Origin of the sequence: Skermanella rosea, assembly GCF_016806835.2 — a bacterium.
GTDB lineage: Bacteria > Pseudomonadota > Alphaproteobacteria > Azospirillales > Azospirillaceae > Skermanella > Skermanella rosea.
The window spans coordinates 5,961,678-5,985,273 of sequence record NZ_CP086111.1 but is presented as its reverse complement, the minus strand read 5'-3'; the positions used below and the strand labels follow the sequence as shown (position 1 = coordinate 5,985,273).

The window sequence follows — 23,596 nt, the reverse complement described above, 5'->3', positions numbered from 1 at the left end:
CGCTACTCCTCCGGAACCGGAACGCGGCTGTACCGCGTCATCATGTCATAGTCCTTGCGCGGTCCCGTGACCAGCCAGCGGACGGTCCAGGCGTCATGGCCCTCGACCCGGAAGCCGCCGCGGTAGACGTCGGCGCCGCAATGGTGCAGAACCTCGGCAGTGCCGTCCGACAGGTCCAGGTCGTGGAACGGCGAGCCGTCGTGGCGGAAGACCATCGCGCGCCGCGGCCCGTCCGGGAAGCTATAGCGGTAGGTCTGATCGGCCGGCCCGGCATGGTCGCCGAAGCGCAGGGTGCCGGTTTCCCGCAGCAACAGATCCCCGCCGGCTCCCTGCTCGAAAAGCGCTGTCCCGTCGAACGAGCCGTCCTGCCCCAGCCGGGCGTCACGCACGGTGCGGACGATGCGCCACGCGCCCGCCAGGAATGCGCGCAGATCCGCCACCGCATGGACTCTTCCGTTGGCCCCGGCCGGGGTCGCCTCTAAACTCACGCAACCTCTCCCGCTTCGGAAAAAGCATCATGATGTTAAAGCCTTCCGACCGGATCGTCATCCTGACAGGCGCCGGCATCTCCAAGGAATCGGGCCTGGACACGTTCCGCTGCGCCGGCGGCGTATGGGAACGGGTGCGGCTGGAGGACGTCGCGACGCCCGAGGGCTACGCCCGCGACCCCGACATGGTCCACCGCTTCTACAACGACCGGCGGCGCGGATTGCTCCAGGCCGATGTCCGGCCGAACGCCGCCCACGACGCCCTGGCCCGGCTGGAGCGGGAATGGCCCGGCGAGGTCCTGCTGGTGACCCAGAACATCGACGACCTGCACGAGCGCGCGGGATCGCGCAATTTGATCCACATGCACGGCGAGCTGTTGAAGGCCCGGTGCGGCGTGTGCGGCGCGATCTCCGAGATCCGCGCCGACCTGTCCGTGGAGGATGATTGCGCCGACTGCGGGGCCGTCGCCGAGATGCGCCCCCACGTGGTCTGGTTCGGCGAGATGCCCCTGGAAATGGAGCGCATTTATCAGAACCTTGCCACTTCGGCCCTGTTCGTGTCAATCGGAACCTCCGGAAACGTGTATCCCGCCGCGGGATTCGTGCAGGAAGCGCGGATCAACGGCGCCCACACCGTCGAGCTGAACCTGGAACCGTCGGAAGGCGCCACCCTGTTCGACGAGAAGATCTACGGCCCCGCCACCGGGGCGGTGCCGGCCTTCGTCGAGCGGCTGCTGGCGCTGAAGCGGTGACGCAGCCGGCCCGAATGCCCTTGGCAGCGGTGGCGGGGTGCTGTACCACTCGGCACCCGCCCGGTTTTTCAACCTTCATGCCGACCGCTCCGCGCCCATGCCCCTGTTCGCCGGTACCGACCTGACCTGCCTGCGCGGCGAGCGGCTGGTGTTCCAGGATCTCTCGTTCGCGGTTCCGGCCGGCGGCGCGCTGGTGCTGCTGGGGCCGAACGGCAGCGGGAAGTCCAGCCTGCTGCGGCTGATGGCCGGGCTGCTGCGGCCCTTCTCCGGAAGCATGAGCTGGGACGGCGTGCCGGTGTCCGACGATCCGGACGTGCACCGGGCGCGCATCCATTATGTCGGCCATCTCGACGCCGTGAAGCCGGTGCTGTCGGCGCGGGAGAACCTGGCCTTCTGGGCTGCCATGGGGGGAGCCGCCGATCCCGGCGGCGCGGCGCTGGCCGCCCTGGAGCGGCTGGGCGTGCCGCACATCGCCGACATCCCGGGCCGCTACCTGTCCGCCGGGCAGAAGCGGCGGCTGAACTTGGCGCGCATCCTGGCGGCGCCGGCGCCGCTGTGGCTGCTGGATGAGCCGTCGGTGGCGCTCGACCGGGCCGGCATCGGGCAGCTCGAGGCGGCGATCGCCGACCACCGCGCGGGCGGGGGGATCGTCGTGGTCTCGACCCATGCGGAGATCGCCCTGCCCGGCGCCTCGACCCTGCATCTGGACGACTTCGCCCTGGCGGCGGAAACGGAAGAGGCCGGATTATGAACCGCTTCCTCAAGCTGGTGTCGCGCGACCTGCGGTTGGCGCTGCGGCAGGGATCGGACGCCACGGTCGCGGTGATGTTCTTCGTGCTGTGCGTGGTGCTGTTCCCGTTCGGCGTCGGGCCGGAGCCGAACATCCTGGCCCGCATCGCCGCGGGGGTGATCTGGGTGGCGGCGCTGCTGGCGTCGCTGCTGTCGCTGGAGCGGCTGTTCCAGAACGACTACGAGGATGGCAGCCTGGAACTGCTGACCCTGTCCAGCCTGCCGCTGGAGGCGGTGGTGTTCGCCAAGGTGCTGGCGCACTGGCTGGTCACCGGCCTGCCGCTGATCGTGGCGGCCCCGCTGCTGGCGCTGCTGCTGAACATGGAGCCGGCGGGCTTTCCCGTGCTGGTCGCGACGCTGCTGATCGGCACGCCGACGCTGAGCCTGATCGGGGCGATCGGCGCCGCGCTGACCCTGGGCGCCCGGCGCGGCGGCGTGCTGCTGTCGCTGCTGATCCTGCCGCTCTACATCCCCGTGCTGATCTTCGGGGCCGGCGCGATCGACGCGTCCCTGTCCGGCTTCACCGCGCGGCCGCACCTGCTGCTGCTGGGCGGATTGCTGGTCGCGGCGCTGCCGCTGGCGCCCTGGGCCGGGGCCGCGGCGCTGCGCCAAGCGATCGAGTAGAGCGAGTAGGGCAGGTCCGGCCGGAAGGTCATAGGCCCGTCACGCAACCTTCCCCCACGGACCCATGTTCACCTGCTACACTCGGGTCCGAACAGAAGCGGTGAAAACCGCCGAAGCGGACCGCATTACGGGAGGCAGGCATGGCCCTCAAGGCCGAACAACTTAAAGGCGAGCTGACCGAGCAGATCGTCAGCCGCGTTCGCGACCGATTGAACCGCGACCGGGCCGACATGGCCGAACGGTTCGTCCGCCAGTTCTATGCCAACGTGCCCCCCGACGACCTGCTGGAATCCAGCCCCGACCAGCTCTACAGCGCGGCGCTGTCGATCTGGCAGTTCGCCGCCCAGCGGCAGGAGCGGACCGCCCGGGTCCGGGCCTATCACCCGCAGGTCGACGAGCACGGCTGGCAGTCCGGCCATACCGTGGTCGAGATCGTCAACGACGACATGCCGTTCCTGGTCGATTCGGTCACGGCGGAGCTGAACCGCCAGGGCCTGACCGTCCATCTGGTGATCCACCCCGTGGTGCGGGTGCGCCGCGACGCGTCGGGCCGCCTGACCGACCTGTACGAGCCGCAGGCCGCCCCGGCCGAGGCCGTGCCCGAATCCTTCATGCATATCGAGGTGGACGAGCAGACCGACCCCCAGTTCCTGGAGCGGATCGCCCAGGGGATCGAGAAGGTGCTGGCCGACGTGCGCGCCGCAGTCGAGGACTGGAAGGCGATGCACGAGCCCATGGGGCGCATCATGGCCGGCGTGGACTCCATGCCGGACGCGCTGCCCGAGGCGGAGCTGAACGAGGCGCGGGATTTCCTGCACTGGCTGAGCGACGACAATTTCACGTTCCTGGGCTATCGCCTCTACCGGTTCGAGGGCGAGGGCGACGAGGCCCGGCTGACCCCGGTCCCCGGCGAGGGGCTGGGCATCCTGCGCAACGACGACATCCGGGTGTTCGACGGGCTGCGCAACTTCGCCTCCCTGCCGCCCGACGCCCAGCAGTTCCTGCGCCAGCCGCGCCTGCTGCTGGTGACCAAGTCGAACCGCCGCGCCACGGTGCACCGCCCGGCCCTGATGGACAGCATCTTCATCAAGGCCTACGACGACGACGGGAAGGTGGTCGGCGAGCACCTGTTCGTGGGATTGTTCACGTCGGCCGCCTACAGCGCCAGCGCCCGCGACATCCCGTTCCTGCGCAACAAGGTGGCCCGGGTGCTGGAGCGCGCCGGGTTCGATCCGCGCAGCCACGACGGCAAGGCGCTGACCCATATCCTGGAGAATTTCCCCCGGGACGAACTGTTCCAGATCACCGACAACGAGCTGTACGAGATCGCGATCGGGGTGCTTCACCTGCAGGAGCGCCAGCGCACCGCCCTGTTCATCCGCCGCGACCCGTTCGAGCGCTTCATGACCTGCCTGGTCTATGTCCCGCGCGACCGCTACGACACCGACCTGCGCCGGCGCATCCAGGCGATCCTGGAGCGCGCCTTCGACGGAACCTGCTCCGCCTTCTTCACGCAGCTGGCCGAGAGCGTGCTGGCGCGGGTCCAGTTCGTCATCGAAACGAAGCCCGGCGGCATTCCCGATTACGATGCCGGGGAGATCGAGGAACGGCTGATCGAGGCGAGCCGCGCCTGGCCCGACCGCTTGCAGGACGCCCTGGTCGAAGCCCGCGGCGAGGAGGAGGGGCTGCGCCTGCACCGGCGCTACTCCGCGTCCTTCGACGTGGGATACCGGGACCGTTTCGGCGCCGAACTGGCCGTCTACGACATCGAGCGGATCGAGGAGGTGCTCCATACCGGGCGCCTGGGCCTGAACCTCTACCGGCCGATCGAGGCCGGCGAGACCGAGCTTTACCTGAAGCTCTACCATGACGGCGGGCAGGTGGCCCTGTCCGACATCCTGCCCATGCTGGAGCATATGGGCGTCAAGGTGATCTCGGAGGGCGGACCGTTCGAGGTGACGATCCCCGGCCGGATCGAGCCGGTCTGGATCCATGACTTCGCCATGACCAGCCGGGCCGGCATCGCCGTGGACCTGGGCCGCGTGCGGCAGGCGTTCCAGGACGCGTTCCTGCGGGTCTGGGAAGGCCGGATGGAGGACGACGGCTTCAACCGGCTGGTGATCCGCGCCGGGCTGGGCTGGCGCGACATCACCATGCTGCGGGCCTATGCCAAGTATCTGCGCCAGATCCGCTTCCAGTTCAGCCAGGACTACATGGAGGACACGCTGGCCGGCCACGCCGCCATCACGCGGCTGATCGTCCGGCTGTTCCAGACCCTGCACGACCCGGACCGGCGGGCGACGCCGGGCGGCGCCGACGAGGCGCAGGTCGCGGTCAACGGGCTGCTGGTGGAGATCGACCACGCGCTGGACGAGGTCGCCAACCTGGACGAGGACCGCATCCTGCGCCGGTTCCTCAACCTCGTGCGCTGCACCCTGCGGACCAACTATTTCCAGAAGGCCGAGGACGGCGGGGTCAAGCCCTACCTGTCCATGAAGCTGGACAGCCGGGGCGTGGACGAGCTGCCCCTGCCCCGCCCCATGGTCGAGGTCTGGGTCTACAGCCCGCGGGTCGAGGCGATCCATCTGCGCGGCGGCAAGGTCGCCCGCGGCGGCATCCGCTGGTCCGACCGGCGCGAGGATTTCCGCACCGAGATCCTGGGCCTGATGAAGGCGCAGATGGTCAAGAACGCGGTCATCGTGCCCGTGGGGTCGAAGGGCGGCTTCGTGGTCAAGCGCCCGCCGCCGGCCGATGCCGGCCGCGAGGTGCTGATGGCCGAGGTGATCGAGTGCTACAAGACGCTGATGCGGGGCCTGCTCGACATCACCGACAACTTCGCGGCCGACGGGTCGGTCGTGCCGCCGCCGCGGGTGGTCCGGATCGACGGCGACGACCCGTACCTGGTGGTGGCGGCCGACAAGGGCACGGCGACCTTCTCCGACATCGCCAACGGCGTGTCGCTGGACTATGGGTTCTGGCTGGGCGACGCCTTCGCGTCGGGCGGGTCGCGCGGGTACGACCACAAGAAGATGGGCATCACCGCGCGCGGCGCCTGGGAGTCGGTCAAGCGACACTTCCGCGAGATCGGCGTGGATTGCCAGACCCAGGACTTCACCTGCGTCGGCGTCGGCGACATGTCGGGCGACGTGTTCGGCAACGGCATGCTGCTGTCGCGCCACACGAAGCTGGTGGGCGCCTTCAACCACCTGCACATCTTCTGCGATCCGAACCCGGATCCGGCGACCAGCTTCGAGGAGCGGCGCCGGCTGTTCGACCTGCCGCGCTCGACCTGGGCTGACTATGACGCGGGGCTGCTGTCGCCGGGCGGCGCCATCTTCGACCGCAAGGCCAAGTCGCTGAAGCTGTCGCCCGAGATCCAGGCCCGTTTCGGCCTGACCCGCGACAAGGTGACCCCGGTGGAGCTGATCCAGGCGATGCTCCGGGGGCAAGTGGACCTGCTGTGGTTCGGCGGCATCGGCACCTTCGTCAAGGCGACCGAGGAGACCCATGCCGAGGTCGGCGACAAGGCCAACGATTCCAGCCGGATCGACGGCCGGGAGGTCCGCGCGAAGATCGTCGGCGAGGGCGCCAACCTGGGCGTGACCCAGCGCGGCCGGATCGAGTACGCCCAGGGGGGAGGACGGATCAACACCGACGCGATCGACAATTCCGCCGGCGTCGATACCTCCGACCACGAGGTCAACATCAAGGTGCTGACCGGCGACGTGATCGCCCGCGGCGACATGACCATGAAGCAGCGCGACCAGCTTCTGGCGAGCATGACCGACGAGGTGGCCGAGCTGGTGCTGGCCGACAATTACCTCCAGACCCAGGCGATCAGCGTCGCCGGGGTGGGCGGGGCCGAGTCGCTGGAGGGGCAGGTCCGCTTCATGCGGCTGCTGGAGAAGAGCGGCCATCTGAACCGGGCGATCGAGTTCCTGCCCGACGACGAGGAGATCGCATCCCGGACGTCGCGCGGGCAGGCGCTGACCCGGCCGGAGCTGGCCGTGCTGCTGGCCTATTCCAAGATCACGCTGTACGACGAGCTGCTGGCCTCCAACCTGCCCGACGACCCGCGCATGGCGGAGGACCTGGTCAAATATTTCCCCAAGGCGCTGCGCCGCGACTTCCGCGAGGCGATCGAGCGGCACCGGCTGCGCCGCGAGATCATCGCGACATACACCACCAACAGCATGGTCAACCGGGTCGGCCCGACCTTCCTGTCGGAGATGATGGAGAAGACCGGCATGGGGCCGGGCGACATCGCGCGGGCCTATACGGTCAGCCGCGACGCCTTCGCGCTGCGGACCGTCTGGAGCGCCATCGAGGCGCTGGACAACCGGGTGCCGGCGGCCTGCCAGTACGAGATGATCCTGGCCACCCAGGCGCTGCTCCACCGCACGGTGCCGTGGTTCCTGATCAACGCCCCGCAGCCGCTCGACCTGGGCGCGGAGGCGGCCAACTATACCCCCGGCGTCGAGCAGCTGGCGGCCGACCTGGACACCGTGCTGTCCGAGGAGGACAGGAGGCTGCTGGACGAGCGCGCCGCGCACTGGACGGAGCAGGGCGTGCCGGCCGACCTGGCGCGCCGGGTCGCCAGCCTGGGCATCCTGGCGTCGGGGCTGGACGTCACCCGGATCGCCCGGCTGTGCCGGCGCGACGTGCCCGCCGTGGCGCTGGTCTATTTCGAGCTGGGCCACCGATTCGGCATGGAATGGCTGCGCTGCCAGGCGGTCCGGGTCAAGACCGAGAACCACTGGCAGAAGCAGGCGGTCAGCGCGATCGTGGACGATCTCTACGGCCTTCAGAGCGACCTGACCGCCCGCATCCTGAACGACGGCCAGGACCAGACCGCCGCCATCGACGCCTGGGCGGCATGCCGCCAGGGGCCGGTGGAGCGGAACCGCCAGCTGCTGACGGAGCTGCGCGGGGTCACCCGGGTGGACCTGGCGATGCTGGCGGTGGCGAACCGGCAGCTTCGGGGACTGATCGCGAGCTGAGGGGCCGGGGGTTGTGTTGCCTGGGAGGCCCGGAGGCCGGGGGATCCACCCCCGGGGCGTGGCCGCTTGTGTCAACATACGTCTTCACGGATGCGCCGGGGAGGCGGCGCCCGGCCAGCGGTCGGCCGGCAGGAGGTTGAGGCCCGCGTCGAAATAGAGGCCGGCATCCTCAATCGAGCCCCGGCGGACCCGGGCGTAGAGGTCGGGGTGCCGCTTCCTGAGGGTTTCGATACAGCGGTTGATATGGCGGTTGTGCGCCTTGGACTGCCTGGCATCGGCCTTTTCCGGGTCCTCGGGCGCGGGCTCGACCGGGGCGAGGCCGGCGGGCGGCATCTGCGGCTCGAACTGGGCCTCGGGTTCGGCGATGGAGGAGCAGGCGGAGGCGTTGTCGTCCGGTTCGGGGTCGGCGTCGAGCGCGGTATCGCGGGCCTCCGCCGTGGGGCCGGCGAGGCCGCGCAGGCGGGCGATCTGGTCGATGGCGCGCAGGGCGGCGAAATGGTTCTGCTTCTCCATGGCGTCGATCAGCACCCGCTTGGCGGCGGCGACCAGCTCGTCCAGCTCGGCATGGCGGCGGGTCTTGTCGGCCTCGGTCAGCTCGACCACCCGGGCGGCGACCTCCGGCTGCTTCATCAGGCGCGAGCCGGTCTGGCGGGCGCTTGCCCAGGCATAGCCGGACAGCCGCGCCGCCCCCGCATAGCCCCTGCCGGCGGCGACGTGCCGGGCGAAGGCTTCCTGGCGGTGCGGGAGGGGGGTGTAGATGGAGGGGACGGCGGGGGCCGGAGCGGGAGAGGGAACGGGGACTGGAGCGGGCATGGTGGGGCCTTCGGAACCAGGGAAAAGGAATTGGTTCCTTACCATGGCGTAGGTTGATTTTCAAGGGAAATAGGATCATGGTCTTAGTGACACCTTCCCTGGAGAAATCATAAGCCTTGTCCCCATGAAGCTTGGCCCGCCGGCGGCGTGGCCGGCCGGCGCACTGACGGATCGGAGGGACAGCATCGACCGTGGCTTCCAGCATCCGACTACACGAAATTCCTGACACTCTCGTCCGTTTTCGGGTTTCGGCCCTGTGCCGACATCCCCCTGTTTGCCGGAACATTGGCGCTGTTCAGTGCCGCCCGAATCCAGTCGATCGCATTGGACTTGCCCAACCGGTCCAGCAGAACATGGTGTAGCTTTTTCCCAATACCCGGCGGCCTACCAGTCGCGAAGCCGCCGCCAGCAGGTCATGCTTGAACCACAGCCCATCTCCCGTGGCAGCATCTCCCACGGAATGCCGCTCTTCAGAACGAACAGGATGTCGGTCAGGGCCGCCCCGTCATCAAACGGTGGCCGGCCACCTTACGGACGTGCCGGACGGGACGGCAATAGCAGCGCCACAACCGCCCAAAACTCATCGCTGACAAGAGGTTCGGACATGCCAATCAGTTGGGCACGGCCCGCTATTAAGCCAAGGTTTTGTTAGGCGCTCTCAACCGGTAGGCAATGTGTAGTGCACCACCACCTTCAGCAGCGTCCGCAGGAAGCCTATGGCGACGCAGGCAGTCGCTTTCCCATGCTATCGCTAGGATGAACATAATTTCGACTTTGGCGGAAAGGAACAATTACTTTGACTATGATAGTATGTAATCGACCTTTTAGCGCGACGGGTTTCGATGCTATACAGCTAATGCTTTCTCTGTTAGTTTATGGGAGATTGTGATGCCCCGCCGAAGGCGCTTTAGAGGTTCGATAAATGTTAGTTAGCAGCACACTAGGATCGCTTTTCAACACAGCACTGAGCCGAATCGGCCCGATCGCATTCCAGAAAGTAATGCGTCTCAACAAAGTAGATTCTGCTCTCAAGGGAACAAGAATAAGCAATCCAGCCATTCAAAGAGCGCTGGCTGATTATGAGATAGTTGTAGGAAGTTACTATGGAGAGCTTACATCTAATCTAGAACGTTTTTTACGTGAATTTGAAAAGAGCGGTTTAGTAACAGCAATGGCCGAGCAGCAGGGCTGTTCAGTTCTCCCCGTTGCGCGCCTGACTCGCGCGCAGCGAGTCCTGGCGGGGTGTGAAGCAGCGTAGAAAGAGTCTACCATCTCGCGCGAATGTGTGAATCCTTGCTCGGCAATTCCTGGACTTGGGGGTTGCCATGGTACCGTTCGGCCGGCTTCTCGCGGCCCTGGGCGAGGTTCCCGATCCGCGGCGCGCGGCGGGCAAGCGCTACCCGCTGGCGCCGCTGCTGCTGTTCACCGTGCTGGCGCTGCTGTCCGGCGCGACCTCGTACCGCCGCATCATCGTCTTCCTGGAGCAGCGCCGGGAGTTGCTCAACGAGCTGTTCGGCGTCGCCCTGAGGCGGGCGCCATCGGTCAACACCCTGCGCACCGTGCTCCAGGACCTCGACGCCGACGCCCTGGAGCGGGCGTTCCGCCGGCACGCCGCCAGCCTGCTGGCGCGCCCCGAGGGCGGGATGCCGGCGATCGCGCTCGACGGCAAGACGCTCAAGGGCAGCTTCGACCACCTCAACGACCGCAAGGCGGCCCAGGCGCTCAGCGCGTTCGCCTCGGAGGCGGCGATCCTGCTGGCGCACAGCGAGATCGACGACAAGAGCAACGAGATCCCGGCGGCCCAGCGCCTGATCGCGGAGCTCGGCCTGAGCGGCGTGCTGTTCACCGCCGACGCGCTGCACTGTCAAAAAAACCTTTGAGGCGGCCCGCGACACCGGCAACGCGTTGCTCGCCCAGGTCAAGGCCAACCAGCCGACCCTGCTGGCCACGCTCGAGGCCATCGCCGCCACCCAGCCCCCGGCCGAAAGCCACAGGAGCGTTGATCCCAAGGGCCACGGCCGCCACGAGACCCGCACGGTCGAGACCTTCGATGTCCGGGGCAAACTCGACGCCGAATGGGACGGCCTAATCGTCTGCGCCGCCCGCGTCGCCCGCCTGACCTGGCACAAGGACACCAGGTCAGGCCTGTGGCACGCCACCGAGGACGTCTCGTTCTACGCCTGCCAGGTCGCGCTCGGCGCCGAGGCGTTCGGACGGGCGGTCCGGGGGCACTGGGCGATTGAAAACCGGAGCCATTGGGTCCGCGACGTCACGTTCGGCGAGGACGCCAGCCGAACCCGCGTCAAGCCCACCCACGTCGCCCGGTTCCGCAGCTTCGCGATCAACATCCTGCGGGCCAACGGCGTCCAGAACATCGCCCGCGAACTCTACGTCAACGCGCTCAACTTCGACAATGCGCTCGCATATCGCCTCTCATAGCGAGAACTGAACAGCCCTGGGCCGAGCAGGCGGTTATACAGAAACGTTGCCCATTTACACAGGAGGCATTCGTCAAGTTGCATGACCTTGTACTCGGAGAAAACTGCGGTAACTCTACTAAGCTTTATGAACAGATAGCGACTTCATTTGAAGCATCTATGCAGTATATGTTTAATGATGATGCACTTGCATTAGCAATGAGGTCCTTATCAAATGAAATTTTGCAACGGATTGATTTAGTTGATGAAAAGATTTCGCTAGCTTTGTCTCTTGTAGATAACGGAGATCCTTACGAAAATACAATAAATTGTCTACAGAGGATATCCAAGGGCTTGCAATCGAACTACAGGACAATACAAATTGAAACAAATAAAGGATCTAAGCCAATAGACATAAACAAAATTTACATTCCATCCAAGCTCCGCTACAGACAGTTGTCGGAAACACACATGCGTTTAGCAGATATTGTGCTCGATAAATCGCGAGAGAGGGGAAAGATACTGGAGGAGACCGAAACGGAGAAGCATATCCTATTTTCTAAGATTAGTTATGGTGACTTTCGATCCAGTTTTCGGCGAGTAGTTGTCTTAGGAGATCCTGGCGGAGGAAAGTCAACACTTTGCCAGTATTTATGTTTCGAGCTTGCTAAGCAATGTTCTCTTCATTTTCAATATCCAGATGAAAAATCCAAATTCGAATCGAGAAATTTAAAGGTCCCTTTGAGAATTGTACTGAGAAATTTTGAAGCGGCTAGGCTTGAGAATGTCCAGCTAGGACTGTTTGAGTACTTAGTAAACGATATTAGAAAATTAATAACGATTGCAGAGGACGAAGCGGTAAACAGTCTTAAGTACCTATTAGGCTATGGCCGAGCCATTTTGGCGTTTGATGGATTAGACGAGATATTAAATACTGCTAGGCGGCGGGAATTTGTGCAGCTTGTTCTAAATTTCTGTGATGAATATCCTTTGTGCCCAGTTATTGTAACCTCTCGTTTGATAGGCTATGAAGACGCTCAACTATCTAACGAATTTGAGGAGCTTGTGTTAGAAAGATTTGACGAACCCGAGATCCGTTCCTACCTTTCAAAATTTATGCAAGTTGTAGCAGGGCTGAAGAAACAAGACGCACTGGATCACGCAAACGATTTTCTGAGGCAAACGGAAAAGAATGCGAATGACCTACGTCAGAATCCATTAATGCTTGGCCTAATGTCATATCTATTCACAATGAAGGGCAATGTACCATCGAACAGACCAGAGATCTATAAAGAATGTGCCATATTGATGTTTGAGAAATGGGATCAGAATCGGGATATTCGTGCAGAGATTCCTCCAGGTTTTGATATGCTGCATTTGTTCAGCGATTTGGCATCCAGAATATATGGTCATGCAAATCTTGAGGAGGGTGTTGATAAGGATTGGATAGAGAAACAAAACAAGTCTTATTTTGGAGATCTCTTTGAGAGTCGGGCCAAGTCCAACCAAGCTGCAAAGCTAGTTACAAAGTTTGTCACTGAAAGATCTTGGGTTATGTCCGAGTTCTCCCCAGATCTATATAAATTTAGTCATCAAACGTTCTTGGAGTACTTTTTTGCTAGAAATTTAGATGAGATACACGAGACAGTGGAGCAGCTAATCACTGCCCTAATGCCTCGTATAATAAATAGAGAGTGGGACGTAATTTCACATCTTGCACTTCAAATTAAAACTTTCCGTAATCAGAAAAGGATTGCCATTGCCGTTAATTTGCTAAAAAATAGTATCCAAAAGGCTCTTCTCGAGAGACAAGATTTATCTGCAGTTTTACTATTCTCAGCTCGAGCGCTCGAATATCTTCCTGGATCAGAAGCCGATATCAAAGAAATTTGCAATCTGATCTGCTCAATAAGTTTTGATGCTGCTGTAGATAAGAAAGATCGTTTAGAACTGGATATCATAAATGTTGCATCCAATTGTACTCAGGACCGGAGAGATTTTGCTAGAAGTACAATGGGGGATTTTTTTGCTAAGCAGATCTTAGGTTCGACGAGACCTGTTTCATTGGCTGCGTGCGCTGCAATCACCAGTGGAAGGGATTCCACATTTCCAATTGGAGTATTATCTAAGGAAGTTAGATTACCTCATGAGACAACAATGAAAGCCAAGGAACTGGTAAAGCCCTACTTGTATGATATGGCATTAAAGGATTCCTCATATGCTGGTTTCTACTGGAGGTGGTATAACAGTGATTTTGAGAAGTTCTATGAAATCCACAATGTTCACATGTTGATTCCTATCGAAATTGTATTGTTAGATGTAGACAGGATGTTTGATCCGGTATTATCGATCCCACTTGCGCTAATCTATCGCCAACGCAACCGGCTAGATCACCCAAATAGATTTAATGACATTGTTGAAGCTCTTCACACAATTCATAGATGTGGGATCGCTGATCACGAAGTGGCTCGCATTAGCGCGAAATCTAAACGCTCTTTGTATCACCATTTACCAATGGAGGTTTGGAAAAGAATTTTCTTAATATGCAAGAATGATGATAAGTTGTTCGGAGGTGTGTTGAACTGCTTTGTTTATGCTCTTCGTTGTGGAATAATAACACACGACGACCTTGTTTCGGAGATATCCTCAAGAGTCTCCAAAACAAACATTAAGAAATCTTACGTAGCCACCCATATGCGCCAGTGGCTAGAGGCAGAAGTTCGAAAAATGGAGGAGTATTGTGGTTATCAATATACAATCTATTGGGAGGAAGAGACCAGAATCCTACTTGATACACCTAGAGATATCAGTACAGTTTATTTAGCATCGTGAATGGAACAATTGATTTTTCGTATTCGACGGTGCTGAGAATGCATTTCGGGGAGCGCTCAGGTGATTGCTCACGGGGTTAGCGAAAAGGGTTGCGCTACAGCTTGGAATATAAGTCAACGATGGGATGGAGAAACCGCCACGCTACCGCCTGAGGGAGGCTGAGAAGGATGCCCTACTGTCGAGCAGGCGGCGCTGATCGAGCGTCAGGCGGCGCAGGTCGCCGAACTGGGCACCTCTTGTAGGAATTCCCCTGCCGGAGAAGGATGCGGAGCCGACACCCGCCGCCTAGTGGCTCGGCACAGTGATTATGATGAGCTGGCTTCGGGCCTTTGAAGGACCGGCAGGCTCTCCGGTGGCACGAGCAGCCTGATGCTGCGGGCGGCACCGGGGGTGCGCTGGATGAGGCCGGTGCGTTCGAGGGCGAGGACCATCTGGTGGATGGTGGGCGGGGTGACGCCGAAGAAGCGCTGCAGGTCGGCCTCGGCGGGCGGTCGGGCATTGATGCAGGTGTAGGCGTGGATGAACGCCAAATACTGCCCTTGCTTGGGCGTGAAATTCGGTTCCGGGTGGGGCTGTGACATCGCGGCGGCCATCGGGTTGTCGGGGCTTTGAGCGTCGAGGAGGCCCGATGACTGTACGCTACCGCGTGGATCTGAGCGAAGCCGAGCGGACCGAGCTGCAGGCCCTGGTCAGCGGGGGTCGGCAAGCCGTGCGCAAGGTCAAGCGGGCGCAGATCCTGCTGGCGGCCGACGCGGGCCACGGCGACGAGGCGATCGCCGCCACCCTGGCGGTCGGCACGGCCACGGTGCACCGGACCCGGCGCCGCTTCGTCGCGGGCAACCTGGACGCCGCGCTGGGCGAACGGCCGCGGCCGGGGGCGCCGCGCAAGCTGTCGGGCAAGGAGGAGGCCCTGCTGGTGGCGACCGCCTGTTCCGAGCCGCCCGAGGGCCGGGCGCGCTGGACGCTCGACCTGCTGGCGGGAGCGCTGGTCGCGTTGACCGGGCACGACGCCGTGTCCGGCGAGACGGTCCGGCGGCGGCTGGCCGAGAACGACCTGAAGCCGTGGCGCCGGGACATGTGGTGCATCCCGCGCGTCGACGCCGAGTACGTCGCGCGCATGGAGGACGTGCTCGACCTCTACGCCGAGGCGCCCGACCCGGCGCGCCCGGTGGTGTGCTTCGACGAGAGCCCGACCCAGCTGATCGGCGAGGCGCGCGAGCCGGTCCCGGCCGCGCCGGGGCAGCCGGAGCGGTTCGATTATGAGTACCGGCGCAACGGCACCGCCAACCTGTTCGTGTTCCTCGACGCGCACCGCCCCTGGCGCGCGGTCAAGGTCACCGACCGGCGCACGGGGCGCGACTTCGCCGCGTGCATGCGCGACCTGGTCGACGTCCACTACCCCGAGGCCGAGCGGATCCGCGTGGTGCTGGACAATTTGTCAACCCATTCGGCCGGGGCGCTCTACGAGGCGTTCCCGGCGTGCGAGGCGCGCCGGGTGCTGCGCCGGCTGGACTTCCACTTCGTGCCCAAGCACGCGAGTTGGCTGAACATGGTCGAGATCGAGATCGGCGTGCTGCGCTCCCAGTGCCTGGACCGCCGCATCGCCGAGCGCGAGCGCCTCGAGGCCGAGGTGGCAGCCTGGCAGCGCCGGCGCAACGCCGAGGGCGCCCGCATTACCTGGATGTTCACCACCGAGCGGGCGCGTGAGAAGATGGGCCATGCCTATCCCGATCCGGAGCCCTCCCTCAAGCAAGCCGCCTGAACTCATCAAAACCACTGTGCCGAGCCACTAGAGCAAAGCCCGATCCGTTTGACCTGCCTGGGGAAGCCGGGCCGACGCGTTGGGCCGCGGCCCAACCTACGATCGACGGGATGCGTTACTTCTGCCCTGCGTCAAACCCTAGGTCGGGCCGTGGCCCAACGCTTCGCGGCGGCTGGAACGGCGGGCAAAACCTCCCGCTTCCATTATCGCCCGACCCACGCGCCGCGTCAGGGACCGGCTGCGCCCCTGTTGAGCACCCGGTCCACTTCCTCCCTCAGGTTGCCGGGGAGGATGGGTTTGAACAGGAGCGCCGCGGGGTGGTCCCGGTGGATGCGCTCCACGGTCTCGGGCTCCCGCGATCCGGTGATGAAGATGACCGGCGTGGGGCGGTGGCGGTGGATCTCGATCGCGGCGTCCACGCCATCCGTTTTCCCCTTCAGCCGCACGTCCATCAGGATGAGGGAGGGGCGGTGCGTCTGGGCCAGCTCGACGGCCTTGGCGGCGGTGGCGGCCGTTCCGCAGACCCGGAGCCCCATCGACTGAAGGGTGAGGGTCAGGCTGAGCGCGATCAGGTGTTCGTCATCGACGACGAGAACGCAGCCGCCCCCGTCCGTCATTGCCCGGCCTCGGGTGCCGGCATCCTCACCTCCACCCTGAGTCCGTCGGCGCCGGATACGGCCATTTCACCCTCCAATTGGACCACCAGGGCCTGCACGATACTCAGGCCCAACCCTTTGCTTGCCGACGTGGTTCCATGATTTCGCCCGTCGCTTCCGCCCCTGCCGTTGTCGTGGACGGACAGCAACAGCCGCTCCCCGGGGCAGCGCCGGAGGCCGACCTGGATCCTGCGGCCGTCGCTGCCGCCGTCGGGGAAAGCGTGCTTCAGGGCGTTCTGGACCAGCTCGGTCACGATCAGGCCGAGGGGAATGGCGAAGTCCAGGTCCACCCGCAGGGCGTCGGCCTCGACGGAGATGTCGATGCCGTGGCGCGCGCCGCCGCCCAGGGTCGACAGGTTGCCCCTGAGTTCCTCGAGGAAGGGGCGGATGTCGAAGGTCGCCAGATCGTCCGACGTCATCAGCTGCTGGTGGACCAGGCCGAGGGCGTTGATGCGCCGGCGGAGATCGTTCAGGAGCTCCTCGGTCGGGGAACCCTCCCAGCCCAGCGCCTGGATGGCGATCATGCCGTCGATGACCTGGAGGTTGTTCTTGACGCGGTGATAGACCTCGCGCAGCAGCAGGCTCCGCTCGTCCAGCGCCTTGCGCAGCTGCCGGTTCGTGTCCTCGAGTTCCGAGGTGCGCTCGGCGACCCGGCGTTCCAGCGTCCCGTTGACGTCGCGCAGACGGACCAGCGCGGCCGCGAGGGACCGGTGGAGCCTGGCGAACTGGCCGAGGAAGAACACGAGCAGCAGGCTGGCCGAGATGAACCCGCTGAGCCGGCTCAGGTCCCAGCCGACCGTGTAGCGGGCGCCGCCGGCGACGGCGAGCGCGTTGGAGGCGGCGAAGGCGACCAGGGCCAGGCCGAGCCAGCCGAACAGCACGTTGCGGCCGCGCGTGATCCGCCAGAGCATCAGGAAGGCGGTCATGGAGAGGGCGACGGACGTCCACTGGACCGCGTTGCCCCAGGTGGCGAAGACGTTGCCCTGGATCTGCCGGGGTATCCAGGCCTGCCCGGTTGTGGCAGCCAGCGCCAGCAGGACGACGGCCGCCAGGACAGTGGCCAGGGTTCGGGCGATCGCCCGCTCCACCCGGTCGGGCGCGATCGCGCCGGTTCCCGAACGCGCCTCGGCGGCCACGGCCGCCAGGACCAGGGCCGGGAATCCCAGCACCCAGGCGATGAAGAGCCATCCGACCGACTGGGGGGTTCCGATCAGGGGCTGGTCCGGGATCCATGCGCCGGGGAAGGTGAGGACGTGCAGGAGCGCCATCGCCGCGCTGTAGAGATAGGCTGCGGACAGCAGGAGCAGCGACCGGGACCGGGCCGCGCGGACCTGGGCGAGCAGCAGGAATGCCGTGCACAGGTCCGCGATCATCACGCCGGCCCCGAAAGTCGTCGTGATGGCCGGGAGCACCGGTCCCGGCCTGTCGGCGAACGGCAGGATCGCCAGCGTGGCGAGGATGTAGGCGAGGCAGAGGAAGGCGATGGTGCGCCGGGCGGCCGGCGTGGCGCCTTCGCCGGAGAGCGCCCCGAGATGCCTGGGTTCAACGCGCGCGTCCACCGGTGCCCCTTCGGAGATCATCATCGACTATGTTGATAATTGGTAAACAGAGGGAGCGGACTTTGTCCCCGCTTCCTTCTCGACTGGCAAGGGGCATTCCGGCGCGCGGGCGGTTTTCCGGAAGCGGCGGCACCCATCTTCCGCGCTAATGGCAGCAATACCGGCGGTGCGGGATCGGAATCTTTACACTATCTTCCTTAGAACGGGTAATCCCACCCGCCGGCCGCCCCATATCCCGGGCGAACCCGACCGATGGGTGAACCAGGTGTGGTCCCGCCGGAGCGAACCGGTCGGACGGTGCCGTCCAGACCGTGAGTGCGTTGAGTCGACATGCTGACCCTTTCCGAAACCATCCCCGATCGCCGGGCCATCGTCTCCAAGCGCCGCCTGGTCGCCGAGCTCCAGTCCCTGGCCGAGCAGCACGGCACGGGCGCCGCGCTGCGCCCCCATACGCTGGCGGCCCTGCGCAAGGCGCTGGACGACGGGCGCGTCGAGGTGCGGCGGCGGCTGGAGGCGGGGGGGACCGGCACCGACTGCGTGCGCCAGAACGCCTACCTGATGGACCAGGTCATCCGCGCGCTGGCGCAGCACACGGCCGACTGCATCTTCCCCGTCGCCAACCCGACGTCGGGCGAGCATTTCGCGATCGTGGCGATCGGCGGCTACGGGCGGGGCGAGATGGCGCCGTTCTCGGACGTGGACCTGCTGTTCATGCTGCCCTACAAGCGGACGCCGCGGGTCGAGCAGGTGTTCGAATACATGCTCTACATGCTGTGGGACCTGGGGCTGAAGGTCGGCCATGCCGTGCGCTCGGTGGACGAGTGCATCCGGCAGGCCAAGGGCGACGTGACGATCCGGACCAGCCTGCTCGAGTCGCGCTTCCTGCACGGGGACGAGAAGCTGTACGCCGAGCTGCGCCGCCGCTTCACCAAGGAGATCGCGACCGGGACCGGCCCCGCCTTCATCGAGGCCAAGCTGGCCGAGCGCGACGCCCGCCACCGCCGGCTGGGCGACAGCCGCTACGTGCTGGAGCCCAACATCAAGGAGGGCAAGGGGGGCTTGCGCGACCTGCAGACCCTGTTCTGGATCGCCAAGTATTATTACCAGGTGGACGACGTCTCCGAGCTGCTGGACAAGAGGGTCCTGCTGGAGGAGGAGGTCGCCAAGTTCGCCAAGGCGCAGGACTTCCTGCTGACCGTGCGCTGCCACCTGCATTACCTGGCCGGACGGGGCGAGGACCGGCTGACCTTCGACGTGCAGGCGGACATCAGCCGGCGGCTGGGCTATGTGGACCATGCCGGGCTGATCGGGGTCGAGCGCTTCATGAAGCACTATTTCCTGGTCGCCAAGGATGTCGGCGACCTGACCCGGATCTTCTGCGCCAACCTGGAGGCGGAGGCCAAGCGCCAGCCGCGCTTCAGCCTGCTGCGCATCGCCCTGGCGCGCAAGGACATCGAGGGCTTCCTGCTGGACGGCGAGCGGCTGAACGTGCGTTACGACCGGCAGTTCAAGGACAACCCCGTGGACACGATCCGGCTGTTCCACGTGGCGCAGGTCAACGGGCTGGACATCCACCCCAACGCGCTGCGGGCGCTGACCCGCGCGCTGGGCGCGGTGGGGCCGAAGCTGCGGTCCGACCCGGAGGCCAACCGGCTGTTCCTGGAGATGCTGACCTCGCGCAAGGACCCGGAGGTGCCGCTGCGGCGGATGAACGAGGCCGGCGTGCTGGGGCGGTTCGTACCCGATTTCGGCCGGATCGTCGCCCAGATGCAGTACGACATGTACCATGTCTTCACGGTGGACGAGCATACCCTGTTCGCGCTGGGCATCCTGCACGACATCGAGTCGGGCGGGCTGAGGGACGAGCTGCCGCTGGCCAGCGAGGTGATCCACAAGCTGGTGTCGCGCCGGGCGCTGTATGTCGCGATGCTGCTGCACGACATCGCCAAGGGGCGCGGCGGCGACCACAGCGTGCTGGGCGCCAAGGTGGCGGAGAAGCTGTGCCCGCGCCTGGGGCTGAGCGCGGAGGAGACGGAGACCGTCTCCTGGCTGGTCCGCTGGCACCTGACCATGTCGGACGCCGCCTTCAAGCGCGACCTGGAGGACGACAAGACCATCCGCGACTTCGTCGAGCTGGTCCAGTCGCCGGAACGGCTGCGGCTGCTGCTGGTGCTGACCACCGCCGACATCCGGGCGGTCGGCCCCGGCCGCTGGAACGGCTGGAAGGCCACCCTGCTGGCCGAGCTGTACCACCGCGCCGAGGACCTGATGTCCGGCGTGGTCAGCGCCCAGCGGCGCGAGCGCCGGGTCAACGCCGCCCAGGCGGCGCTGCGCGGGCTGCTGGGCGACTGGAGCGAGGCCGAGATCGAGAGCCACCTGGCCCACGGCTACCCGGCCTACTGGCTGAGCTTCGATCCCGAGACCCACGCCCGCCACGCCCGGCTGATGCGCAACGCCGACCGGGACGGCGCGCCGCTGACGGTGGACACCCGGATCGACCGCGGCCGAGCGGTCACCGAGGTGACGATCTACACCCACGACCATCCGGGCCTGTTCTCCAGGCTGGCAGGCGCCTTCGCGCTGGCAGGCGCCACCATCCTGGACGCCAAGATCTTCACCATGACCAACGGCATGGCGGTGGACGTCTTCTCGGTCCAGGACGCCGCCGGCGGGCCGTTCGACAGCGGCGACAAGCTGGCCAAGCTGTCGGTCATGATCGAGCGCACCCTGTCCGGCCAGCTCCGCCCGCTGCAGGAGCTGGCGAAGCGCAAGCCGGCGTTCAACAACCGCACGCGGGTGTTCAAGGTGCCGCCGCGGGTGCTGATCGACAACAAGGCCAGCACCACCCACACCGTGATCGAGCTGAACGGCCGCGACCGGCCGGGCCTGCTGTACGACGTGACCCGGGCGCTGACCAACCTCAGCCTCCAGATCTCCTCGGCCAAGGTCTCGACCTATGGCGAGAAGGCGATCGACGTGTTCTATGTGAAGGACGTGTTCGGGCTGAAGATCACGCACGAGAGCAAGCTGGCCCAGATCCGCGAGAAGGTCCTGACCGCGCTCAGCGACCCGGTCGCCGAGGCCCAGGCGGACAGCGGCCGGTTCTCCGCGGCGGAGCGCAGCCGGGCGCGCTCCCGGCAGAAGAAGCCGGCGGTTCCCCGGCGCAAGACCCCGGCCGAGTCGGCGGCGGAATGACGCGGCACGCAGCCTTGCTGGCCGCCCTGGCCCTGTCCGTCCTGCTGGCGGCCTGCGCCGTCCCGACCCCCAACGTGGAGGTCAGCGGCGGCAGCGCCAGCCCGACGCGCTGGCGGGTCGGCATCCCGTTCTGAGGTCGCTTTTCCCGAACGTTCATCTGCGGCAGGAAACCCATGGACGCGGCGCGCCTGGCATGACCGATACACTCGCCAACGGGCTGATCTGCGCTTACGGCTTCGGCCAGGACGGCACGGCGCGGGAGCTGTCGCTGCCGGTGCTGGCCGACCTGCTGCGCACGCCGGACGGCTTCGTCTGGGCGCACCTGAACATTGCGGTCTGGCCGATGCGCACCTGGATCGCCGAGCGCGGCCACCTGCCGGAGACGGTGCGCGCGGTGCTGGTGTCGATCGAGGACGTGCGTCCCCGGTTCGAGCGCTGCGAGGACGGGCTGATCGGCACCCTGAGCGACGTGCAGCACGATTTCTCCGGCCAGAGCGGCGATATCGGCACCCTGCATGTCTGGTTCACGCGGACGATGCTGATCACCTCGCGCAACCACCCGCTGACCGCGGTGGACAAGCTGCGGCTGGACATCCGGGACGGGTTCCGGCCGGCCAGCACCGGCGAGCTGATCGGCGCCCTGATCGACCATCTGGCGGCCAGCTTCCAGAAGGTGATCAAGGGGATGGCCGATACCCTGGACGAGATCGAGGACGCGCTGCTGGCCGGTTCCTCCGCGGACCTGCGCAGCCAGCTGGGCAACCTGCGCCGGCAGGCGGTCAGCCTGCGCCGTCAGCTGCGGCCGCAGCGCCAGGCGCTGGCGAGGCTGCTCAGCCACCCGCCGGGCTGGTGGTCGTCCGACGACACCTACGACCTGCGGGAGGCGGTGGACCGCTTCTCCTCGGTCGCGGAGGACCTGGGCGCCGCCGAGGACCGCGCCAAGGTGCTCCAGGACGAGCTGTACGCCAAGCTGGCCGAGGAGGGGAACCGCAACCTGTTCCGGCTGTCGATCGTGACCCTGATCTTCCTGCCCATGACGCTGGTCACCGGAATCTTCGGCATGAACGTGGCCGGGCTGCCGGGAACCCACGACGGCCATTCCTTCCTTTGGGTGCTGCTGCTGATGGTCGCCTCGGCGGTCGCGACGCTGCTTCTGCTGAAGGTGAAGCACTGGTTCTGAGCCGAGGATTCCGGCACCCTCATATAGTATCCATATGAAATCAATCGGTGTTGGTTTATCAGGGTGGGAGTCCCTGCAAGCTCGCGCCGATGAACATCGATATCTTCACACTGGTCCTGGTGCATTCGCTGGTTTCGGTTGCGCTGGGCGGCCTGATGCTGGTGTTCTGGTCGGCCAACCGCAGCCTTCCCGGCCTGAGGCACTGGACCGTCGCGACGCTCCTGCTGGGCGCCAGCACCCTGGTGTCCACGATGCGCGGCACCCTTCCCGAGGTTCCGGCGATCCTGGTCTCCAACGGGATGATCGTGCTGAGCTTCGGCTTCTTCTACAACGGCGTCCGCGAGTTCGGGGAGAATCCTTCGCGCTGGCGGCACGCGGTCGCGGCGGTGGTCCTGCTGGTGCTGTTCCAGGCCTGGTTCACCCTGGTCCGGGACGACGTGGCGATCCGGATCGTGGCCCTGTCCCTGACCCTGTGCGCCGGCTGCCTGCTGACCGCGCGGGAACTGCTGCGGGTGGCGGGGCCGAACATGCGGGCAACCGTCCTGACCGCGGCGGCGCTGTTCGCGGTGGCCGGGCTGACGCTGGCGGCGCGCGCGGCCTCGACCCTGGTCGAGCCGCCGGTGCCCGACCACATAGGCCGCTATCCGGCGCACGCCGTGCATTTCCTGGTGTCGATCCTGAGCAGCATCCTGCTGGTCTTCTGCCTGCTGATGATGGCGGTCCAGCGGCTGAACCGCGACCTGGTCCAGCGCGGCCGGCAGCTGGAGGAGGCGCTTCACCGGTCGGAGGACGCCAGCAGGGCCAAGGAGCAGTTCCTCGCCATGATGAGCCACGAACTGCGCACGCCGCTCAACGCGATCCTCGGCTTCAGCGAATTGCAGCGCAACCAGATCTTCGGGCCGCTGGGGCACCCGCGCTACCTGGAATATGCCGGGGACATCCATTCCTCCGGCACGCACCTGCTCGGGCTGATCAACTCGATCCTCGACATCTCCAAGGCGTCGGCGGGCAAGCTGGAGGTGGCGGTGGCGCCGGTCGATCCGCTGCCGATCGCGGACGAGATGCTGCGGGTCATCAGCCACGCGGCCCTGGCCAAGCGGATCACGATCGCCCACGATCCGCAGCCCGCGCCCCGGTGCATGGCCGACGCCCAGGCGCTGCGCCAGATCCTGCTGAACCTGCTGTCCAACGCGGTCAAGTTCACCGGCCCCGGCGGCATGATCAGCCTGCGGATCGTCGGGCTGGACCCCGGACGCGTCGGGTTCATCGTGACCGACAGCGGGATCGGCATGGACCCGAGCGAGATTCCCAGGCTGCTCAAGCCTTTCGAGCAGTCGTTCAACATCTACGCCAATGCCGGGCAGGGCACCGGGCTGGGACTGCCCATCGTGGACGCCCTGGTCGGCTTGCAGGGCGGCAGGCTGCGGATCGACAGCGCCCCCGGCCAGGGCACGACGGTGACGGTCGAGCTTCCGGTCGCGGCATGACGGCGCAGTGATCGCCGGCGTTCCGCAACTGTTCCGATTCCC

The 23,596-nt window shown here is 65.1% G+C and carries 16 protein-coding genes and 2 pseudogenes; 12 read left to right on the top strand and 6 right to left on the bottom strand.

Features of this window, described 5'->3' with window-relative positions:
- Positions 1 to 2: 2 nt before the first annotated feature.
- Positions 3 to 440 (bottom strand): DUF6314 family protein, encoded by a 438-nt coding sequence (locus JL101_RS28010; protein WP_203098541.1) that lies wholly within the window; start codon positions 438 to 440, stop codon positions 3 to 5.
- 77 nt (positions 441 to 517) lie between these two features.
- Here JL101_RS28010 and cobB point away from each other — a divergent pair, with 77 nt between their 5' ends.
- From cobB to JL101_RS27990, 4 genes are all read left to right on the top strand, one after another.
- On the top strand, positions 518 to 1,240 hold the full coding sequence (gene cobB / locus JL101_RS28005; RefSeq protein ID WP_407697370.1) for a Sir2 family NAD+-dependent deacetylase: 723 nt from the start codon (positions 518 to 520) through the stop codon (positions 1,238 to 1,240).
- A gap of 97 nt (positions 1,241 to 1,337) precedes the next feature.
- Positions 1,338 to 1,991 carry a heme ABC exporter ATP-binding protein CcmA gene (ccmA, locus tag JL101_RS28000; RefSeq protein WP_203098724.1) on the top strand — a complete coding sequence of 218 codons (654 nt, stop codon included), beginning with the start codon at positions 1,338 to 1,340 and terminating at the stop codon, positions 1,989 to 1,991.
- Positions 1,988 to 2,653 (top strand): heme exporter protein CcmB, encoded by a 666-nt coding sequence (gene ccmB, locus JL101_RS27995; protein WP_201076008.1) that lies wholly within the window; start codon positions 1,988 to 1,990, stop codon positions 2,651 to 2,653. Before ccmA ends, ccmB begins: the two co-directional genes overlap by 4 nt.
- Before the next feature lie 140 nt (positions 2,654 to 2,793).
- Entirely contained in the window at positions 2,794 to 7,653 is a 4,860-nt protein-coding gene (locus tag JL101_RS27990; protein WP_203098540.1) for an NAD-glutamate dehydrogenase, read from the top strand.
- Positions 7,654 to 7,737: 84 nt separating this feature from the next.
- Here JL101_RS27990 and JL101_RS27985 read toward each other — a convergent pair whose 3' ends face one another.
- Both JL101_RS27985 and JL101_RS27980 read right to left on the bottom strand, forming a co-directional pair.
- Positions 7,738 to 8,466, bottom strand: a complete 729-nt coding sequence (locus JL101_RS27985; protein WP_203098539.1) for a terminase small subunit — start codon at positions 8,464 to 8,466, stop codon at positions 7,738 to 7,740.
- Between the two features lie 100 nt (positions 8,467 to 8,566).
- Positions 8,567 to 9,072: pseudogene (locus JL101_RS27980) on the bottom strand (transposase); the annotation flags it as partial.
- Between the two features lie 394 nt (positions 9,073 to 9,466).
- Here JL101_RS27980 and JL101_RS27975 point away from each other — a divergent pair.
- The 3 genes and pseudogenes from JL101_RS27975 (at position 9,467) to JL101_RS27965 (ending at position 13,715) form a co-directional block, all read left to right on the top strand.
- Positions 9,467 to 9,724: a hypothetical protein gene (locus tag JL101_RS27975; protein ID WP_228435205.1), complete on the top strand. Its 258-nt coding sequence runs from the start codon at positions 9,467 to 9,469 to the stop codon at positions 9,722 to 9,724.
- A 67-nt stretch (positions 9,725 to 9,791) separates the two neighbouring features.
- Positions 9,792 to 10,905, top strand: a pseudogene (locus JL101_RS37000) (ISAs1 family transposase).
- A gap of 77 nt (positions 10,906 to 10,982) precedes the next feature.
- Positions 10,983 to 13,715 (top strand): NACHT domain-containing protein, encoded by a 2,733-nt coding sequence (locus tag JL101_RS27965; protein WP_203104600.1) that lies wholly within the window; start codon positions 10,983 to 10,985, stop codon positions 13,713 to 13,715.
- Positions 13,716 to 14,020: 305 nt separating this feature from the next.
- Here the strand turns inward: JL101_RS27965 and JL101_RS27960 are convergent, their stop codons facing one another.
- Positions 14,021 to 14,308, bottom strand: coding sequence for a LexA family protein (locus JL101_RS27960; protein WP_203104621.1), 288 nt, complete (start codon positions 14,306 to 14,308; stop codon positions 14,021 to 14,023).
- Positions 14,309 to 14,343: 35 nt separating this feature from the next.
- Between JL101_RS27960 and JL101_RS27955 the strand changes: the two genes are divergently transcribed.
- Positions 14,344 to 15,477 (top strand): IS630 family transposase, encoded by a 1,134-nt coding sequence (locus tag JL101_RS27955; protein ID WP_203104623.1) that lies wholly within the window; start codon positions 14,344 to 14,346, stop codon positions 15,475 to 15,477.
- A gap of 227 nt (positions 15,478 to 15,704) precedes the next feature.
- On the opposite strand, the gene JL101_RS27950 is transcribed toward JL101_RS27955, so the two are convergent.
- Complete coding sequence (locus JL101_RS27950; RefSeq protein ID WP_203103122.1) at positions 15,705 to 16,094, bottom strand: response regulator; 390 nt, start codon at positions 16,092 to 16,094, stop codon at positions 15,705 to 15,707.
- Complete coding sequence (locus JL101_RS27945; protein WP_203103121.1) at positions 16,091 to 17,692, bottom strand: sensor histidine kinase; 1,602 nt, start codon at positions 17,690 to 17,692, stop codon at positions 16,091 to 16,093. Before JL101_RS27945 ends, JL101_RS27950 begins: the two co-directional genes overlap by 4 nt.
- Positions 17,693 to 18,022: 330 nt before the next feature.
- Here JL101_RS27945 and JL101_RS27940 point away from each other — a divergent pair, with 330 nt between their 5' ends.
- The 4 genes from JL101_RS27940 to JL101_RS27925 all read left to right on the top strand — a co-directional run bounded on the left by JL101_RS27940 (position 18,023) and on the right by JL101_RS27925 (position 23,554).
- Positions 18,023 to 20,887 carry a [protein-PII] uridylyltransferase gene (locus JL101_RS27940; RefSeq protein ID WP_203103120.1) on the top strand — a complete coding sequence of 955 codons (2,865 nt, stop codon included), beginning with the start codon at positions 18,023 to 18,025 and terminating at the stop codon, positions 20,885 to 20,887.
- Positions 20,884 to 21,021 (top strand): hypothetical protein, encoded by a 138-nt coding sequence (locus tag JL101_RS27935; RefSeq protein ID WP_203103119.1) that lies wholly within the window; start codon positions 20,884 to 20,886, stop codon positions 21,019 to 21,021. Before JL101_RS27940 ends, JL101_RS27935 begins: the two co-directional genes overlap by 4 nt.
- Before the next feature lie 59 nt (positions 21,022 to 21,080).
- Entirely contained in the window at positions 21,081 to 22,067 is a 987-nt protein-coding gene (locus JL101_RS27930; RefSeq protein WP_203103118.1) for a CorA family divalent cation transporter, read from the top strand.
- An 89-nt stretch (positions 22,068 to 22,156) separates the two neighbouring features.
- Positions 22,157 to 23,554 carry a sensor histidine kinase gene (locus tag JL101_RS27925; RefSeq protein ID WP_203103116.1) on the top strand — a complete coding sequence of 466 codons (1,398 nt, stop codon included), beginning with the start codon at positions 22,157 to 22,159 and terminating at the stop codon, positions 23,552 to 23,554.
- Positions 23,555 to 23,596 lie beyond the last annotated feature (42 nt).

Bases quoted from the DNA above. Each gene is read 5' to 3' on its own strand.
- cobB (WP_407697370.1), top strand. From the start codon at position 518: ATGATGTTAAAGCCTTCCGACCGGATCGTCATCCTGACAGGCGCCGGC.
- ccmA (WP_203098724.1), top strand. From the start codon at position 1,338: ATGCCCCTGTTCGCCGGTACCGACCTGACCTGCCTGCGCGGCGAGCGG.
- ccmB (WP_201076008.1), top strand. From the start codon at position 1,988: ATGAACCGCTTCCTCAAGCTGGTGTCGCGCGACCTGCGGTTGGCGCTG.
- JL101_RS27990 (WP_203098540.1), top strand. From the start codon at position 2,794: ATGGCCCTCAAGGCCGAACAACTTAAAGGCGAGCTGACCGAGCAGATC.
- JL101_RS27985 (WP_203098539.1), bottom strand. From the start codon at position 8,466: ATGCCCGCTCCAGTCCCCGTTCCCTCTCCCGCTCCGGCCCCCGCCGTC.
- JL101_RS27975 (WP_228435205.1), top strand. From the start codon at position 9,467: ATGCGTCTCAACAAAGTAGATTCTGCTCTCAAGGGAACAAGAATAAGC.
- JL101_RS27960 (WP_203104621.1), bottom strand. From the start codon at position 14,308: ATGGCCGCCGCGATGTCACAGCCCCACCCGGAACCGAATTTCACGCCC.
- JL101_RS27955 (WP_203104623.1), top strand. From the start codon at position 14,344: ATGACTGTACGCTACCGCGTGGATCTGAGCGAAGCCGAGCGGACCGAG.
- JL101_RS27950 (WP_203103122.1), bottom strand. From the start codon at position 16,094: ATGACGGACGGGGGCGGCTGCGTTCTCGTCGTCGATGACGAACACCTG.
- JL101_RS27940 (WP_203103120.1), top strand. From the start codon at position 18,023: ATGCTGACCCTTTCCGAAACCATCCCCGATCGCCGGGCCATCGTCTCC.
- JL101_RS27935 (WP_203103119.1), top strand. From the start codon at position 20,884: ATGACGCGGCACGCAGCCTTGCTGGCCGCCCTGGCCCTGTCCGTCCTG.
- JL101_RS27930 (WP_203103118.1), top strand. From the start codon at position 21,081: ATGACCGATACACTCGCCAACGGGCTGATCTGCGCTTACGGCTTCGGC.
- JL101_RS27925 (WP_203103116.1), top strand. From the start codon at position 22,157: ATGAACATCGATATCTTCACACTGGTCCTGGTGCATTCGCTGGTTTCG.